Raw genomic sequence first — 13,436 nt, forward strand, 5'->3', positions numbered from 1 at the left:
ATCACTCAGTCCTTCTTGTGGGCCGGGCGGCCCTCGTCGGAGGCTTCCTTGGCGCTCTTGACCACCTTGTCGACCAGGCCGTACTCCAGCGCTTCCTGCGCGGTGAACCAGCGATCGCGGTCGGCGTCCTCGGTGACCTGCTCGACGCTCTGGCCGGTGTGCTCGGCGATGAGGTCGAGGAGCACCTTCTTGATGTGCAGCGACTGCTGCGCCTGGATCTTGATGTCGGACGCCGAGCCGCCCATGCCCGACGACGGCTGGTGCATCATGATACGCGCGTGCGGGAGCGCGTAGCGCTTGCCCTTCGCGCCGGCGCAGAGCAGGAACTGGCCCATCGAGGCGGCCAGGCCCATGCCGACCGTGGCGACGTCGTTGGGGATGTAGTTCATGGTGTCGTAGATCGCCATGCCGGCGTCGACGGAGCCGCCCGGGGAGTTGATGTGGAGGAAGATGTCCGCCTCGGGGTCCTCCGCCGAGAGCAGCAGCAGCTGGGCGCAGATCGCGTTGGCGTTCTGGTCGCGCACCTCGGAGCCGAGGAACACGATCCGCTCGCGGAGCAGCCGGCTGTAGATGTTGTCGTCGAGCAGGTTGAGACCGGCTCCACCGTTCATCTCGGGCCCACGCGCGGGGCCAGCGGAAAACTGAGTCACGCGGGTGACACTAGCCGGAGCGGGAGACAGATCCACGCGTTGGGCGCCACTGTTCGCCGACAGCAGATTTGTGATCGGGTGCGCACCGGTAGCCTGCCGGGACGCAGCGCCCGACCGTCTCAGGAGGTCCCATGTCCACGGGTTCACCCACCGGGCGGCTGGTCGCCGCCCTCACGCTGGGGGCCGGCCTCGCGCTCGGCGCCTGCGACGGGGGCGGGGACCCGGGCGGCGACGGCCCCGATCGGACCGGCGACGGCGCCGAGAGCCCCACGGCGGCCGCGGCCGCCGTGCTCCACGAGCCCGGGACGACCTGGGAGCTGCGGGCCGACGACGTCGTCCCGAACGGCCGGTTCGCCCCGCTAACGCCCGCGGGCGACGACGAGGTCGCCGGTCCCTCGGCCGTCGTCGTGGGCGATGTGCTGGTGACCGCGGTGGCCGACCAGAGCAGTGGCGACGCGCCTCCGCTGCTGGTCGGCGTCTCCGCGGACGGCACGGTCCTGTGGCGCGGCACGGACTTCGGCAGCTGCTGGACCCCGGACCACGCGTCGCTCTACTGCACCCGCGGCGACGCGCTGGTCCGCGTCGACGCCACGTCGGGCGGCGCCGGCACCGGCGCCGACGTGACCCCGGCCCCGGGCAGCGCACCGGTGCTCGACGACGGCGTCCTCTATCTCGTCGTGACGCCCCCCGGTGCCGACGAGAGCGCCTATCCCCCGCCGTTCGCGGTCGCGGCCCTCGACGCCACGACGCTCGCGAGCGTGTGGCCGGACGGACCGGCCGCCGTCGAGGAGCTGACCGGCCTCGGTGCCGGGTCGCCCGCGCTCGACCTCAGCGGGGAGGCCGTCTCGGTCGCCGCCTGGAAGGACACCCCGTCCGGCCAGCCCGACGCGACCCAGTTCGAGCTCGACCGGGCCACCGGCGAGGTGCTCGGCAGCGCCCACCTCGGCAAGAGCTCCTTCCTCGATCGGCCGTGGACGGTCCGCCGCGGGTTCGGCAACGACCGGATCGAGGTCTCCCGCGACGGCCAGGTCCTGTTCGAGCGGTCCGGGCAGCCGTGGGACAGCCAGGACGACCGCCTGGTCTCCCCCGAGGGCCGCATCGGGGTCGGCTCCACGCTCTACGACGTCGCCACCGGCGAGGCGGTCTGGGAGCGGCCCGACCTCGGTGACGAGCTGTCCGGCTGGCGCTGGACCGCCGACCGCGCCCAGGTCGCCGTGACCGGCTTCGACACCAAGGCGGGGAAGATGACCACGACCTACCTCGACGCCGCCACCGGCGAGACGCTGTGGTCCGGCCCGGGCAGCGACGTCGCGCCGACCGAGACCCCCGACGCCTTCGTCCAGGTCGAGACCGACTTCGAGTCCTCGTGGTTCGTCCACGCCATCGACCGCGTCACCGGCGAGGTCGCGTGGTCGGAGGACGTGTCCGAGGCCGCCCGCGCGGGCAACGAGGACGGGCTTCCGCTCGGGGGTCCCTATGTCTCGGCGGGCGCGGTGTGGGCGCTGGGCGCGACCACCCTGGTCGGGTTCACGGACTTCCCCGGCTGAGGCCCTCGGGGCGCGGCGGCGCTAGCGTTCCGCCGCGGCCTTGAGCCCGGCGAGGGTGGTCGCCATACCGGCCTCGAGCTCGTCGGCGTGGGCGTCGGTGCCGCCCAGCAGCAGCGGCGCCACGATCCGGCTGCCGAGGCTCAGCGTGCGGGGCACCGGCCTGCGGTGCACCACCCGGGTCCGCCCCGCGTCGGCGGCGTCGGGCTCGAGCTCCCAGACCCACTGGGTGCCGCTGGACGGCGTGTCCCACACAAGCCGGCGCTCCGGCCGGACGTCGGCGACGACCGAGCGGGTCGGCCACACGACGGCCTTGCGGCGATTGATGCCGAGGTACCACTGCCCCACCCGCAGGCCGCCCCGCTTGAGCGGCACCATCCGCACCGTCTCCGGGCTCCAATCCGCCAGCTGCCCGAAGTCGGTCAACAGCGCCCACACGTGCGCCGGTGGCGCGTCGATCACGGCCTCGGCGCGCAGCTCGCGCGCGGCGTTCGTCGTCATGCTCGCCATCATGGCCCCGCGCGTCCGGTGCCACCACCTGCCACGGGAGGAGATGCCAGCCAGCGGTCCAGCGCGGTGTGGACCTCGGGGTGGTTGAGCAGACCGAAGTGGTCGGTGCGGCCGAGGTGGAGGACCTCGGCGCCGGGGAACAGCTCGGTCCCCCACCGGTCGCGACCGGCCGCCGAGCGCGGCGTGACGAGCAGGTCTCCGACGGCCCGCGCCACCGGATGCCGCGGCGAGCGGGTGAGGGTGGCCGTGACCAGCCGGTAGCGGGCGTGCGGCAGCGGGGGCACGTCCTCGGCGAGGCCCTCGATCAGGTCGTGGATGCCGGGTGCCTGGCGGTCGATGATCCGCCCGAAGGCGGCCACCTCCGGAGCCCGGGCCAGCGCACGGCTGGCGTGATCGGCCCCGACCGCGAACCACGACCCCAGGTGCGGGGTGCCGAGGGTGACCACGTCGCTCACCAGGCGGGTCCAGGGGGCCGGGGCGGCGCCCTCGGCGACGACAGCCGACGAGGCGCGCAGGACCAGCCCGCCGAGCGAGTGGCCGACCAGCGCGATCCGGCCGACCTCGCTCGGCCAGGCGTCGACGAGCCGCTGCATCAGGGAGGCCAGCACCACGCCGTTCTCGCGCAGCGGCAGGCCGGTGTTGGCGCGCAGGTAGACGGGCGTCCAGCCGCGGGCGGCCAGGCGCTCGCCGTACGTCGCGCCGACCCGATCCCGGTGGCGGCGCCAGTAGTCCTCGTTCTCGCACAGACCGTGCAGGAAGACCACGAGCCGCCCGGTGGCCTCCGGGAAGGCGGCGGCGACGCCCTCCGGGGTGAGCGGGACGTCGCGTCCCTCGCGGCGCACGCCCATCTCGATCGCGAGCCGCGGACGGTCCCGGCGCAGCTCCTCGCCGATCAGGCCGTTGACCGCGGCGTTGACGAACCGGCCCCGGGGCCCCTCCTCCAGCGCCGGGCCGGCGCCCGACTCCGCCAGGCGCGCGAGCCCGGCACTCGCACCGCGCAGCGAGATCCCCACGGCGCCGTACACGACGCCGGTGATGCCCCGGTGCAGCACCTCGGCCGGACGTCCGGCCGGACCCAGACCGCGGCCGACCACGGCGTGGGCGCGGCGGGAGATCGCGCCGTGGGTGTCGCGAGCGGTGGCCACGACCAGGTCGTCGAGGACGGCCGCGCCCAGCGAGAGTGCGTCGACGACGGTCGGGGCGGTGGTCACGCCGGACAGCCTAGCGATCCCAGTGCACAGTCGTACACTCACTACGATGTGACACCCTCGCTCGGGTGCGCGCGTTCGAGGAGCTGGTGGCGGAGGCGGATCGGGCCGACGTGAGCGGTTGGGGCTTCGGCTGGCTGGACGGCCGGGCCAGCGAGGAGCGTCCGCCGTGGGGCTACGCCCGTCTGCTGGCCGACCGTCTCGCCGGCATCGGGGACCACGGCGCTGCGCTGGACCTCGACACCGGCGGCGGCGAGGTGGTCGCCGAGGCACCCGCACTGCCCGGCCGGATGGTGGTGACCGAGGGGTGGCCGCCCAACGCCGAACGCGCCAGGAGGCTCCTGGGTCCGCGAGGCGTGGAGGTCGTCGAGGTCGCGGCCGGACAGCCACTGCCCTTCCCGGACGCCTCCTTCGATCTGGTCACCGCCCGCCATCCGGTGGCGCCCGACTGGGCCGAGATCGCCCGCGTGCTGCGGCCCGGCGGCCAGTACCTCGCCCAGCACGTCGGCCCGGCGTCGGCGTTCGAGCTGATCGAGTGGTTCCTGGGCCCGCTCCCCGAGGAGCGACGGGCCCGGGACCCGGAGGACGAGCGGCGCGCCGCCGAGCAGGCCGGGCTGACCGTGGTCGACCTGCGCGCCGCCCACTGTCGGATGGAGCTGTACGACGTCGGCGCGGTCGTGTGGCTGCTGCGGAAGTGCGTGTGGTGGGTGTCCGACTTCACCGTCGAGCGCTACCGGGACCGACTGCTGGCGCTCGACGAGCAGTTACGCGCGGGTCGGCCGTTCGTCGCGCATGCGACGCGGCACCTGGTGGAAGCCCGGCGCTGATCCCGAGAACGCCGCACCCGGCATCCCGGTCGCGACTCCGCGGGGAGCACGACCCGAATGCCGGGTGCGAACGGTGGAACGGGTGCCGGTCAGGCCTCGGCGGGAGCCTCGGTCTCCTCGGTCTCCTCGGCGGGCTCGCCGATGGTGCCGTCGGCCTGCAGGTTCTTCAGCTCGACGACGTTGCCGGAGCCGTCCTTGACCGTCGCCCCCTCGACGAGGAGCTGGAGCGCCTTGCCGCGGCGGATCTCCTGGACCAGCTCGGGCACGTGGTTGTGCTCGAACATGTGGTTGACGAACTCCTGCGGGTCCTGGCCGGACTGCTGGGCGCGGCGCATCATGTGCTGGGTCAGCTCGCCCTGGTCGACGCCCATCTCCTCCTTGTCGGCGATCTCGTCGAGGAGGAACTGCGCGGCGACCGCGTCACGCACCCGGCGCTCGAGGTCGGCCTCGAACTCCTCCTGGGTCTGCGACTCGTCCTCGAGGTACTTCTCGAGCGTCATGCCGGCCATGACGAGCTGCTGCTCGAGGTTGGCGCGGCGGGCGTTGAGCTCCTCGGTGACCATGGACTCGGGCAGCGGGATCTCGACCTTCTCCAGCAGCGCCTCGAGCACGGCGTCGCGAGCGGCCGCGGCCTGCTCGAGCCGCTTGCCGCGGGTCAGCCGCTCGCGGACGTCCTCGCGCAGCTCATCGAGGGTGTCGAACTCCGAGGCCTCCTGGGCGAAGTCGTCGTCGAGCTCGGGGAGCTCCTGCTCCTGGACCTGGGTGACCTTGACCGTGACCTCGACGTCCTGGCCGACCAGGTCGCCGGAGACGAGCTGGGTGGTGAAGGTCTTCTCCTCGTCGACCGCCATGCCGGCCAGCGCCTCGTCGAGGCCCTCGATCATGCCGCCGTTGCCGACCTTGTAGGAGAAACCGGAGATCTCGGCGCCCTCGACGACCTCGCCGTCGTTGGTGGCGACCAGGTCGATGACGACGAAGTCGCCGTCCTGGGCCGGGCGCTCGACGTCGATGAGGGTCCCGAAGCGCTCCCGGAGCGCGTCGACCTGCTCGGCGACGTCGTCGTCGGTCACGGCGAGGTCCTCGACGCCGGCCTCGAGTCCGTCGTACGCCGGCAGCTCGATCTCGGGCTTGACGTCGACCTCGGCGGTGAACTCGAGCGCGTCGTTGTCCTCGAACCTGGTCACCTCGATCTCGGGCTGCGCGAGCGGGGTGAGGCTGTTCTCCTGCAGCGCCTCGACGTAGGCCTTCGGCAGCACGTCGTTGACGGCCTCGTCGAGGACCACGCCGCGGCCGATCTGGCGGTCGATGACCTGCGGCGGCACCTTGCCACGGCGGAAGCCGGGGACGTTGATCTGCTTCGCGATCTTCTGGTACGCCGCGTCGAGGCTCGGCTTGAGCTCCTCGAAGGGCACCTCGACGGTCAGCTTGGCCCGGGTCGGGCTCAAGGTCTCGACGGCGCTCTTCACAGGTGTTCTCCTACTGTCAGTGGGTGGTGCGCGGGCCGTGGGTGCCCGCCGCGATCGGGTTGATCGGGGTTGATCTGTCGGGGCGACAGGACTCGAACCTGCGGTCTCCTGCTCCCAAAGCAGGCGCGCTAGCCACTACGCTACGCCCCGCGGAACGGCCCGCCGGTCGGGCCGCCGGACCGCACTTCGAGGGGATGACGGGAATCGAACCCGCGTAATCAGTTTGGAAGACTGAGGCTCTACCATTGAGCTACATCCCCGGACGTCGGGCCGCGCTCACGCGCGGCCGATGACCACGCGCAATCGTGCCACACCGCCGGGTGCCCGCCCCAACCGAGGCCGCCACCCGGACCATCCCTCGGGTGTGCCTCCCGGCCTAGGGCCGCCGGTGGACGACCAGCAGGGCGCGGTCGTCGTCGGGTGAGCCGACGGCGCCGACCAGGCGCCGGGCCAGTCCGTCCCAGGAGCCGCGCAGCAGCGACTCCGCCTCCCCCATCATGTGGTCGATGCCGAGGTCGATGTCGCGCCGGGGCTCCTCCACCATGCCGTCGGTGTAGAGCAGCAGGCTGTCGCCCGGTGCCAGCCGGCCACGGTGGCAGCCGAACTCGGCGTCCTCGACGATGCCGAGGACCGGTCCTTCGGGGCGCAGCGGCTTCCACCGGCCCGAGCCCGCCTCGCGCTGGAGCGCGGGCGGGTGCCCCGCCGAGCGGAGCTCGAAGGCGCCGGTCGCCAGGTCGACCGAGACGTGGACCGCCGTCGCGAAGCCCTCCTCCCACGATCGCTGGAGGAGATAGTCGTTGGCGGCCGGGAGGAAGCGTTCGGGAGGAAGCGCGGCGACCAGGCCCCCCATCGCGCCGGACAGCTGGAGGGCGCGGGTGCCGGCCGCCTCCCCCTTGCCCGACACGTCCACGACGACCAGCTCGATCCGCCGGCCGCGGTCGGCGCCGGTGGCGACCACGAAGTCGCCGGCGAACGGCGAGCCGCCGGCCGAGGACAGCGCCGACTCCACGAGCCAGGAGTCCGGGAGCTCCGGGATCTCGCCCTGGGCGAGGATCCGGTCGCGCAGGTCGACCAGCATCGACTGCCCCCGCAGCGGCCCCACCCCGCCCGCGCCGCGGCGCAGCGACAGCCCGATCACCAGGAAGGTGATCACGTACATCACCAGCAGGGCGACGGCGATGCGCGCCGAGATCTCGCGCTCCAGGACGGCCGCGCAGGTGAGCGCCGCCACGATGAACCCGCCGAACCAGGGCAGGATCCGGTTGTTGAGGAACAGCACGCCGAGGACCAGCGGCACGAACACCAGGTTGACCGGCACGTCGTCGGGGAACATCCCGATCGCCACGACCATCGCGACCGCCAGTGCGCCGAGTGCGCAGGCGGTGCCGATGTCGGTCAGCGCCCATCGCCGCCCGGCGCCCATCATGAGCGACCGGCCCGCGACCGGAACACCGGCTGGCAGCGCGCGCACCAGAACAGGTTGCGCCCACCGAGGACCTCGGAGCGGACGGCGCTGCCGCAGACGTGACAGGCCTGGCCGGTCCGCCGGTAGACGTAGACCTCGCCGCCGTGGTCGTCGACGCGCGGGGCCCGGCCCATCGCCTCCGGGGTGTGCTCGGGCCGGACGGTGTCGATCCGCCCGGTCCGCACGCCCTCCCGCATCAGCACGACCAGATCGTCCCAGATCGCGCGCCACTGCGTGCTGCGAAGCGTGCGACCCGGGCGCAGGGGATGGATGCGGTGCCGGAACAGGATCTCGGCACGGTAGACGTTGCCGACTCCGGCCAGGACGGCCTGGTCCATCAGCAGCGTGCCGATCGGGGCGGTGCTCCGGCTGATCCGCGCCCAGGCGCGGTCCGGGTCGCCATCGGGACGCAGCGGGTCGGGGCCGGAGCGGGCGACGACGGCGTCGCGCTGGGCCGCCGTCTCGAGCGCACAGGTGGTCGCGCCGCGCAGGTCGCCGTACGCCGCCGGCCGGGTGCCCGTCGCCGGGCGCACCAGGCGCAGGCGCACCTGGCCCACCGGCGGCGGGACCTCCGCGCCGGGCTCGAGGTCGTCGTGGACCGCGAACGTGCCGTAGAGGCCCAGGTGGACGTGCACGAACCGCTCGCCCTCGAAGCGGACGAACAGCTGCTTGCCCCAGGCCTCGGCGTCGACCAGGAGGGCGCCGTCGAGCTGGGCCGCCGACTCGGCGAAGCGGCCCTGCGGGCTGCCGACGCGCACGCGGCTCCCCCCGAAGACCGCGGTCAGCTCGCCGGCGAGGCGATGGAGGGTGTGCCCCTCGGGCATCAGGCCCGGCCGGGCCCGAGCTGCCCCTTCCCCAGGGCTGAGGCGGGCAGGGGCGGCAGGTCGCCGGTGGTCTCGTACGACGACAGCTGGCCGATGCGCCGCACGTGGCGCTCGTCGCCGGGGAACGGGGTGGTCAAGAAGACCTCCACCAGCCGCGTCATCTCGTCGAGGGTGTGCATCCGGCCGCCGACGGCGACGACCCAGGCGTCGTTGTGCTCCCGGGCCAGGGCGGCGGTGTCCTCCGACCAGGCGAGGGCGGCGCGGACGCCGCGCACCTTGTTGGCCGCGATCTGCTCGCCGTTGCCGGAGCCGCCGATCACGACGCCGAGACTGTCGAGCCCCGCCTCACGATCGGCGCGCACACCCTCGGCCGCGCGCAGGCAGAACACCGGATAGTCGTCGAGCGCGTCGTAGACGAACGGGCCGTGGTCGACCGGCTCGTAGCCGTGCTCGGTCAGCCAGCCGGTGAGGTGGGACTTGAGCTCGAGGCCGGCATGGTCGCAGCCGAGGTGAACGCGCATGGTCCCATCCTCTCAGGAGTGCGTCGGCGGCGCGGCGGGAGGCGGCGCTTCGCGGACGCGCGTGGCCCGGGCGCCCCGGAGACGCGCTCGCCCGGCGTCAGGCACGGTGCAGGCGGCGGGCGGCCTCGGCGATCGAGCCGCTGATCGACGGGTAGACGGTGAAGGTCTGGGCGAGCTGGTCGGCGGTGAGCCGCTCGGTCACGGCGAGCGCGACCGGGTGGATCAGCTCGGACGCCCGGGGGCCGACCACGACGCCGCCGAGGAGGCTGCGCGAGCCCGGGGCGACGAAGAGCTTCACGAAGCCGTCGACGATGCCCTGCATCTTGGCCCGTGCGTTGGTCGCGAGCGGCTGCACGATCACGTCGGCGAGGACCTCGCCGGCGTCGACCTGCTGCTGGGTCACGCCGACGGTGGCGATCTCCGGGGAGGTGAAGACGTTGGAGGCGACGACGCCGAGGTCGAGCGGCTGGACCGCGTCGCCCAGCACGTGGGCCATCGCGATGCGACCCTGCATGGCCGCGACCGAGGCGAGCATGAGCACGCCGGTGCAGTCGCCGGCGGCGTAGACGCCGGGCGCCGAGGTCCGCGAGACCCGGTCGACCGTGACGAAGCCGCCGTCGTCGAGGGCGACCCCGGCCGCCTCCAGCCCGAGCCCGGCGGTGTTGGGCACCGAGCCGAGCGCGAGGATGCAGTGGGAGCCGGTGACCTCGCGACCGTCGGCCAGCGTCACGGTGACGACGTCCCCCTCGCGCGCGACCGACTGCATCCGGGAGCGCGACAGCACCGTCATCCCCCGCCGCGTGAGCACGTCCTCGAGCACCTGCGCGGCGTCCTGGTCCTCGCCCGGGAGCACCCGGTCCCGCGAGGAGACCAGGGTGACCGGGATGCCGAGCGACTGGTAGGCGCTGGCGAACTCCGCGCCGGTGACGCCCGAGCCCACCACGATCACGTGCTCGGGCAGCTCGTCGAGGTCATAGACCTGCTCCCAGGTGAGGATCCGCTCACCGTCGGGCTGGGCCGTCGGCAGCACCCGCGGGGTGGCGCCCGTCGCGACCAGCACCGCGTCGGCGTCGTACGTCGCCTCGGTGCCGTCGGCGAGGGTCGCCACCACCCGCGCGGGGCCGTCGAGGCGGCCGCGGCCGGCGACGACCGTCACGCCCTCGCCGGCGAGCCGGCTGCCGATGTCGGCGGACTGCGCGAGCGCCAGCGCCTTGACCCGGGCGTTGACCCGGGCGAGGTCGACCCGCGGTGCCGCGATGTCGATGCCGAGCTCGCCGGCCTCGCTGAGATCGGTCATCACCTCGGCCGTCGCGATGAGCGTCTTGCTGGGCACGCAGTCGGTCAGCACCGCCGAACCGCCGACGCCGTCGGAGTCGACGACCACGACCTCCGCCCCGAGCTGGGCGGCCACCAGGGCCGACTCGTAGCCACCGGGTCCCCCACCGACGATCACCACGCGCGTCATGCCCGCCATTCTTGCAAGCGCGGCGCTCGCTCTACGATTCCGCCATGCGTCTGTCCCGAGTCGTCACCCCCGTCGCCGCCGTCCTCCTCGCCACCGCTGTCGCCGCGTGCGCCCCCGCCGAGGACGAGCCCGAGGAGCAGAGCGGCAAGAGCGCGACCGCCGACGAGTGCGCGGTCGCCGACCTGCCGCTGGTCCAGGCGGGCAGGCTGACGATCGGCACCGACACCCCCGCCTACGAGCCGTGGTTCGTGGACAACGACCCCACCAACGGCGAGGGCTTCGAGTCCGCGGTGGCCTACGCCATCGCCGAGGAGCTCGGCTTCTCCGAGGACCAGGTCGCCTGGGTGACGGTGCCCTTCAACAACTCCTACAAGCCGGGCAAGAAGGACTTCGACTTCGACATCAACCAGATCTCGGTCAACCCGGAGCGGGAGAAGGCGGTCGACTTCTCCGACGGCTACTACTCCGCCGCGCAGGCCGTGATCGTGCTCGCGGACAGCCCGGCCGCGCAGGCGACCTCGCTGGCCGACCTCGCGAAGTTCAAGATCGGCGCCCAGACCGGCACCACCTCGTTGACCGCGATCCGCGACGTGATCCAGCCCGAGCAGGACCCGCTGGTCTTCCAGAACACCAACAACGCCAAGCAGGCCATGCTCAACGGCCAGGTCGACGCGATCATCGCCGACCTGCCCACGGCGTTCTACATCAGCGCGGCGGAGATCGAGAACAGCACGCTGCTGGGCCAGTTCCAGTACGACGGCGGCGAGCCGGAGGAGTTCGGCCTGCTGTTCGAACAGGGCAACGAGCTGCTGCCGTGCGTCAACGGCGCGATCGCCGCGCTGCAGGAGGACGGCACGCTCGCGGAGCTCGAGCAGAAGTGGCTGTCCGACGTCGTGAGCGTGCCCGAGCTCCCGTGAGCACCGGCGCGCCCGCGGCCGGCGCCGCCGCGTCGGACTGGCGACCCAGCGAGCGCGAGCTCGCCCGGCGCCGTACCCGCTCCCGGCAGCGTCGGCATCGCGTCGTCGTCGCCAGCATCGCCACGGTCGTGGTGATCGGCGGCCTCTTCACGGCGCTGGTCCTCTCGCCCGGCTGGCCGCGGGTGCGCGCGACCTTCCTCGACCCGCACCACGCGAAGGAGTCGCTGCCGACCATCGTCGAGGGCTTCTGGCTCAACGTGCGGATGTTCCTCATCGCCGAGCCGATCATCCTGGCGCTGGGCCTGGCGCTGGCCCTGGTCCGGCAGGCGCGGTCCGCGTGGCTGGTCCCGCTGCGTGGGCTCGCGGTGGTCTACACCGACGTCGTGCGCGGCATCCCGACACTGCTGCTGGTGTTCCTGTTCGTCTTCGGCATGCCGGCCCTGGGTCTGGAGGGCATCCCGACCAGCATCTTCTTCTGGGCCACCGTGGCGCTGGTGGTGTCCTACTCGGCGTACGTCGCCGAGGTGTTCCGCTCCGGCATCGAGTCGGTGCACCCGTCGCAGCTCGCCAGCGCCGAGGCGCTCGCCCTCTCCCGCGGCCAGACCATGCGGCACGTCATCGTGCCGCAGGCCGTGCGCCGCGTCGTGCCTCCGCTGCTCAACGACTTCGTCTCACTGCAGAAGGACACCGCCCTGGTCGCCTCCGTCGGCCTGTTCGACGCGCTGTTCGCCGCGGCCGACTACGGCAACTTCAACTTCAACTTCACGCCGTACGTCGTCGCGGCGCTGTTCTTCATCGCGATGACCGTGCCGCTGGCCCGCCTGTGCGACGTGCTCGCGCGGCGGCTGGCCCGGCGCGAGCGGGCAGGAGTGCGCTGATGTCGGTCCCGTCCCCTGCCCTGCTCGAAGTCCGCAACGTCCGCAAGACCTACCCACGCCACGACGAGCCGGGCCGCCGCGTGGTCCTCGACGACCTCTCCCTCAGCGTCGCGCCGGGCGACGTGGTGTGCCTGATCGGCTCGTCCGGCTCCGGCAAGTCGACGCTGCTGCGCTGCCTCGACCTGCTCGAGCCGATCGACGACGGCGTCATCGAGTTCCAGGGCCGCGAGATCTCCGATCCGCTCGTCGATCCGCGCCAGGTCCGCCGCGACATCGGCATGGTCTTCCAGGCCTACAACCTGTTCCCCCATCTGAGCGTCCTCGACAACTGCACCCTCGCCCCGCGCAAGGTCCACGGCATGTCGGCGGCGGCGGCGCGCGACAAGGCCCGCGAGCTGCTCCACCGGTTCGGGCTCGGCGAGCACGTCGACAAGCACCCCGATCGCCTCTCCGGCGGGCAGCAGCAGCGGGTGGCCCTGGTCCGCGCGCTGTGCACGGACCCCGCGCTGCTGCTGCTCGACGAGATCACCGCCGCCCTCGACCCGGAACTGGTCGGCGAGGTCCTCGACATCGTGCGCAACCTCGCAGAGGCCGGGACGACGATGGTGCTGGCCACCCACGAGATGGGCTTCGCCCGCGAGGTGGCCTCGCACGTCTGCTTCCTCGACGGCGGCCGGATCGTCGAGGAGGGCCCGCCGGCGCACGTCCTGGGCGCGCCGGAGCAGGCGCGGACGCGGGAGTTCCTGCGCCGGGTCCTCGCCTAGGGCACGGCGACCACGCACTCCACCTCGACCACCGCCGCCGGGTCGGCGAGCGCCGCGACGCCCACCAGGGTGGACGACGGCGGCGTGGCCCCGTGCAGGCCGCCGAGGAGGACCGGCACCAGGTCCGGCCGATAGTCGACGACGTAGATGGTCTCCTTGACCACCGCCGACCGGTCGACGCCGAGCGCGGCGAGGGTCCGGTCGATGCGGTCCGCGATCACCGCGACCTGGGCCGCGTGGTCCCCCGCACCGACGATGCCGCCTTCGTCGTCCCAGGCGAGCTGGCCGCTGAGGAACGCCAGCCGGCCTCCCGTGACGACGGAGGCCTGCGCGGCCAGGTCGGGCAGGCCGAACAGCCCGGTGGGCTCGATCCTCTCGATCATGCCGCTCCTCTCTC

The 13,436-nt window shown here is 73.2% G+C and carries 14 protein-coding genes and 2 tRNA genes; 5 read left to right on the top strand and 11 right to left on the bottom strand.

Going from position 1 to position 13,436, the window contains the following annotated elements; translation table 11 throughout:
• Positions 1–5: 5 nt before the first annotated feature.
• On the bottom strand, positions 6–611 hold the full coding sequence (locus tag ACPZVR_RS10300) for an ATP-dependent Clp protease proteolytic subunit (protein WP_282403626.1): 606 nt from the start codon (positions 609–611) through the stop codon (positions 6–8).
• Positions 612–781: 170 nt separating this feature from the next.
• Here ACPZVR_RS10300 and ACPZVR_RS10305 point away from each other — a divergent pair, with 170 nt between their 5' ends.
• The gene (locus ACPZVR_RS10305) at positions 782–2,197 is read left to right on the top strand and encodes a hypothetical protein (RefSeq protein ID WP_436699487.1); all 1,416 of its coding nucleotides are present in this window, start codon (positions 782–784) and stop codon (positions 2,195–2,197) included.
• Positions 2,198–2,218: 21 nt separating this feature from the next.
• On the opposite strand, the gene ACPZVR_RS10310 is transcribed toward ACPZVR_RS10305, so the two are convergent.
• On the bottom strand, positions 2,219–2,695 hold the full coding sequence (locus tag ACPZVR_RS10310) for an SRPBCC family protein (RefSeq protein WP_436699488.1): 477 nt from the start codon (positions 2,693–2,695) through the stop codon (positions 2,219–2,221).
• An 8-nt stretch (positions 2,696–2,703) separates the two neighbouring features.
• Positions 2,704–3,915, bottom strand: coding sequence for an esterase/lipase family protein (locus ACPZVR_RS10315; protein WP_436699489.1), 1,212 nt, complete (start codon positions 3,913–3,915; stop codon positions 2,704–2,706).
• A gap of 65 nt (positions 3,916–3,980) precedes the next feature.
• On the opposite strand from ACPZVR_RS10315, the gene ACPZVR_RS10320 reads away from it, so the two are divergent.
• Positions 3,981–4,739 carry a class I SAM-dependent methyltransferase gene (locus ACPZVR_RS10320; RefSeq protein WP_436699490.1) on the top strand — a complete coding sequence of 253 codons (759 nt, stop codon included), beginning with the start codon at positions 3,981–3,983 and terminating at the stop codon, positions 4,737–4,739.
• A gap of 89 nt (positions 4,740–4,828) precedes the next feature.
• Here ACPZVR_RS10320 and tig read toward each other — a convergent pair whose 3' ends face one another.
• The 7 genes from tig to ACPZVR_RS10355 form a co-directional block, all read right to left on the bottom strand.
• On the bottom strand, positions 4,829–6,205 hold the full coding sequence (tig, locus tag ACPZVR_RS10325; protein ID WP_436699491.1) for a trigger factor: 1,377 nt from the start codon (positions 6,203–6,205) through the stop codon (positions 4,829–4,831).
• A gap of 77 nt (positions 6,206–6,282) precedes the next feature.
• Positions 6,283–6,355: transfer RNA gene (locus ACPZVR_RS10330), tRNA-Pro, on the bottom strand.
• A 39-nt stretch (positions 6,356–6,394) separates the two neighbouring features.
• Positions 6,395–6,465: transfer RNA gene (locus tag ACPZVR_RS10335), tRNA-Gly, on the bottom strand.
• A 116-nt stretch (positions 6,466–6,581) separates the two neighbouring features.
• Positions 6,582–7,676: a PP2C family protein-serine/threonine phosphatase gene (locus ACPZVR_RS10340; protein ID WP_436699492.1), complete on the bottom strand. Its 1,095-nt coding sequence runs from the start codon at positions 7,674–7,676 to the stop codon at positions 6,582–6,584.
• Positions 7,628–8,494, bottom strand: coding sequence for an Fpg/Nei family DNA glycosylase (locus tag ACPZVR_RS10345; RefSeq protein WP_436699493.1), 867 nt, complete (start codon positions 8,492–8,494; stop codon positions 7,628–7,630). Before ACPZVR_RS10345 ends, ACPZVR_RS10340 begins: the two co-directional genes overlap by 49 nt.
• Positions 8,494–9,015, bottom strand: coding sequence for a ribose-5-phosphate isomerase (locus ACPZVR_RS10350; protein WP_436699494.1), 522 nt, complete (start codon positions 9,013–9,015; stop codon positions 8,494–8,496). Before ACPZVR_RS10350 ends, ACPZVR_RS10345 begins: the two co-directional genes overlap by 1 nt.
• Before the next feature lie 97 nt (positions 9,016–9,112).
• On the bottom strand, positions 9,113–10,480 hold the full coding sequence (locus ACPZVR_RS10355) for an NAD(P)H-quinone dehydrogenase (RefSeq protein WP_436699495.1): 1,368 nt from the start codon (positions 10,478–10,480) through the stop codon (positions 9,113–9,115).
• Between the two features lie 44 nt (positions 10,481–10,524).
• Between ACPZVR_RS10355 and ACPZVR_RS10360 the strand changes: the two genes are divergently transcribed.
• The 3 genes from ACPZVR_RS10360 to ACPZVR_RS10370 are packed head-to-tail and all read left to right on the top strand — an operon-like array spanning position 10,525 to position 13,039.
• Positions 10,525–11,397: an ABC transporter substrate-binding protein gene (locus ACPZVR_RS10360; protein WP_436699496.1), complete on the top strand. Its 873-nt coding sequence runs from the start codon at positions 10,525–10,527 to the stop codon at positions 11,395–11,397.
• Entirely contained in the window at positions 11,394–12,275 is an 882-nt protein-coding gene (locus tag ACPZVR_RS10365; RefSeq protein WP_436699497.1) for an amino acid ABC transporter permease, read from the top strand. Before ACPZVR_RS10360 ends, ACPZVR_RS10365 begins: the two co-directional genes overlap by 4 nt.
• The gene (locus tag ACPZVR_RS10370) at positions 12,275–13,039 is read left to right on the top strand and encodes an amino acid ABC transporter ATP-binding protein (RefSeq protein WP_436699498.1); all 765 of its coding nucleotides are present in this window, start codon (positions 12,275–12,277) and stop codon (positions 13,037–13,039) included. The genes ACPZVR_RS10365 and ACPZVR_RS10370 overlap by 1 nt, the downstream gene beginning before the upstream one ends.
• Here the strand turns inward: ACPZVR_RS10370 and ACPZVR_RS10375 are convergent.
• Positions 13,036–13,422 carry a RidA family protein gene (locus ACPZVR_RS10375; protein WP_436699499.1) on the bottom strand — a complete coding sequence of 129 codons (387 nt, stop codon included), beginning with the start codon at positions 13,420–13,422 and terminating at the stop codon, positions 13,036–13,038. The genes ACPZVR_RS10370 and ACPZVR_RS10375 overlap by 4 nt on opposite strands.
• Between the last annotated feature and the right edge of the window lie 14 nt (positions 13,423–13,436).

The sequence above is a fragment of the Nocardioides segetis genome (genome assembly GCF_051390595.1).
GTDB lineage: Bacteria > Actinomycetota > Actinomycetes > Propionibacteriales > Nocardioidaceae > Nocardioides.

Bases quoted from the DNA above. Each gene is read 5' to 3' on its own strand.
- ACPZVR_RS10350 (WP_436699494.1), bottom strand. From the start codon at position 9,015: ATGCGCGTTCACCTCGGCTGCGACCATGCCGGCCTCGAGCTCAAGTCC.
- ACPZVR_RS10310 (WP_436699488.1), bottom strand. From the start codon at position 2,695: ATGACGACGAACGCCGCGCGCGAGCTGCGCGCCGAGGCCGTGATCGAC.
- ACPZVR_RS10360 (WP_436699496.1), top strand. From the start codon at position 10,525: ATGCGTCTGTCCCGAGTCGTCACCCCCGTCGCCGCCGTCCTCCTCGCC.
- ACPZVR_RS10355 (WP_436699495.1), bottom strand. From the start codon at position 10,480: ATGACGCGCGTGGTGATCGTCGGTGGGGGACCCGGTGGCTACGAGTCG.
- ACPZVR_RS10345 (WP_436699493.1), bottom strand. From the start codon at position 8,494: ATGCCCGAGGGGCACACCCTCCATCGCCTCGCCGGCGAGCTGACCGCG.
- ACPZVR_RS10375 (WP_436699499.1), bottom strand. From the start codon at position 13,422: ATGATCGAGAGGATCGAGCCCACCGGGCTGTTCGGCCTGCCCGACCTG.
- ACPZVR_RS10370 (WP_436699498.1), top strand. From the start codon at position 12,275: ATGTCGGTCCCGTCCCCTGCCCTGCTCGAAGTCCGCAACGTCCGCAAG.
- ACPZVR_RS10300 (WP_282403626.1), bottom strand. From the start codon at position 611: ATGAACGGTGGAGCCGGTCTCAACCTGCTCGACGACAACATCTACAGC.
- ACPZVR_RS10305 (WP_436699487.1), top strand. From the start codon at position 782: ATGTCCACGGGTTCACCCACCGGGCGGCTGGTCGCCGCCCTCACGCTG.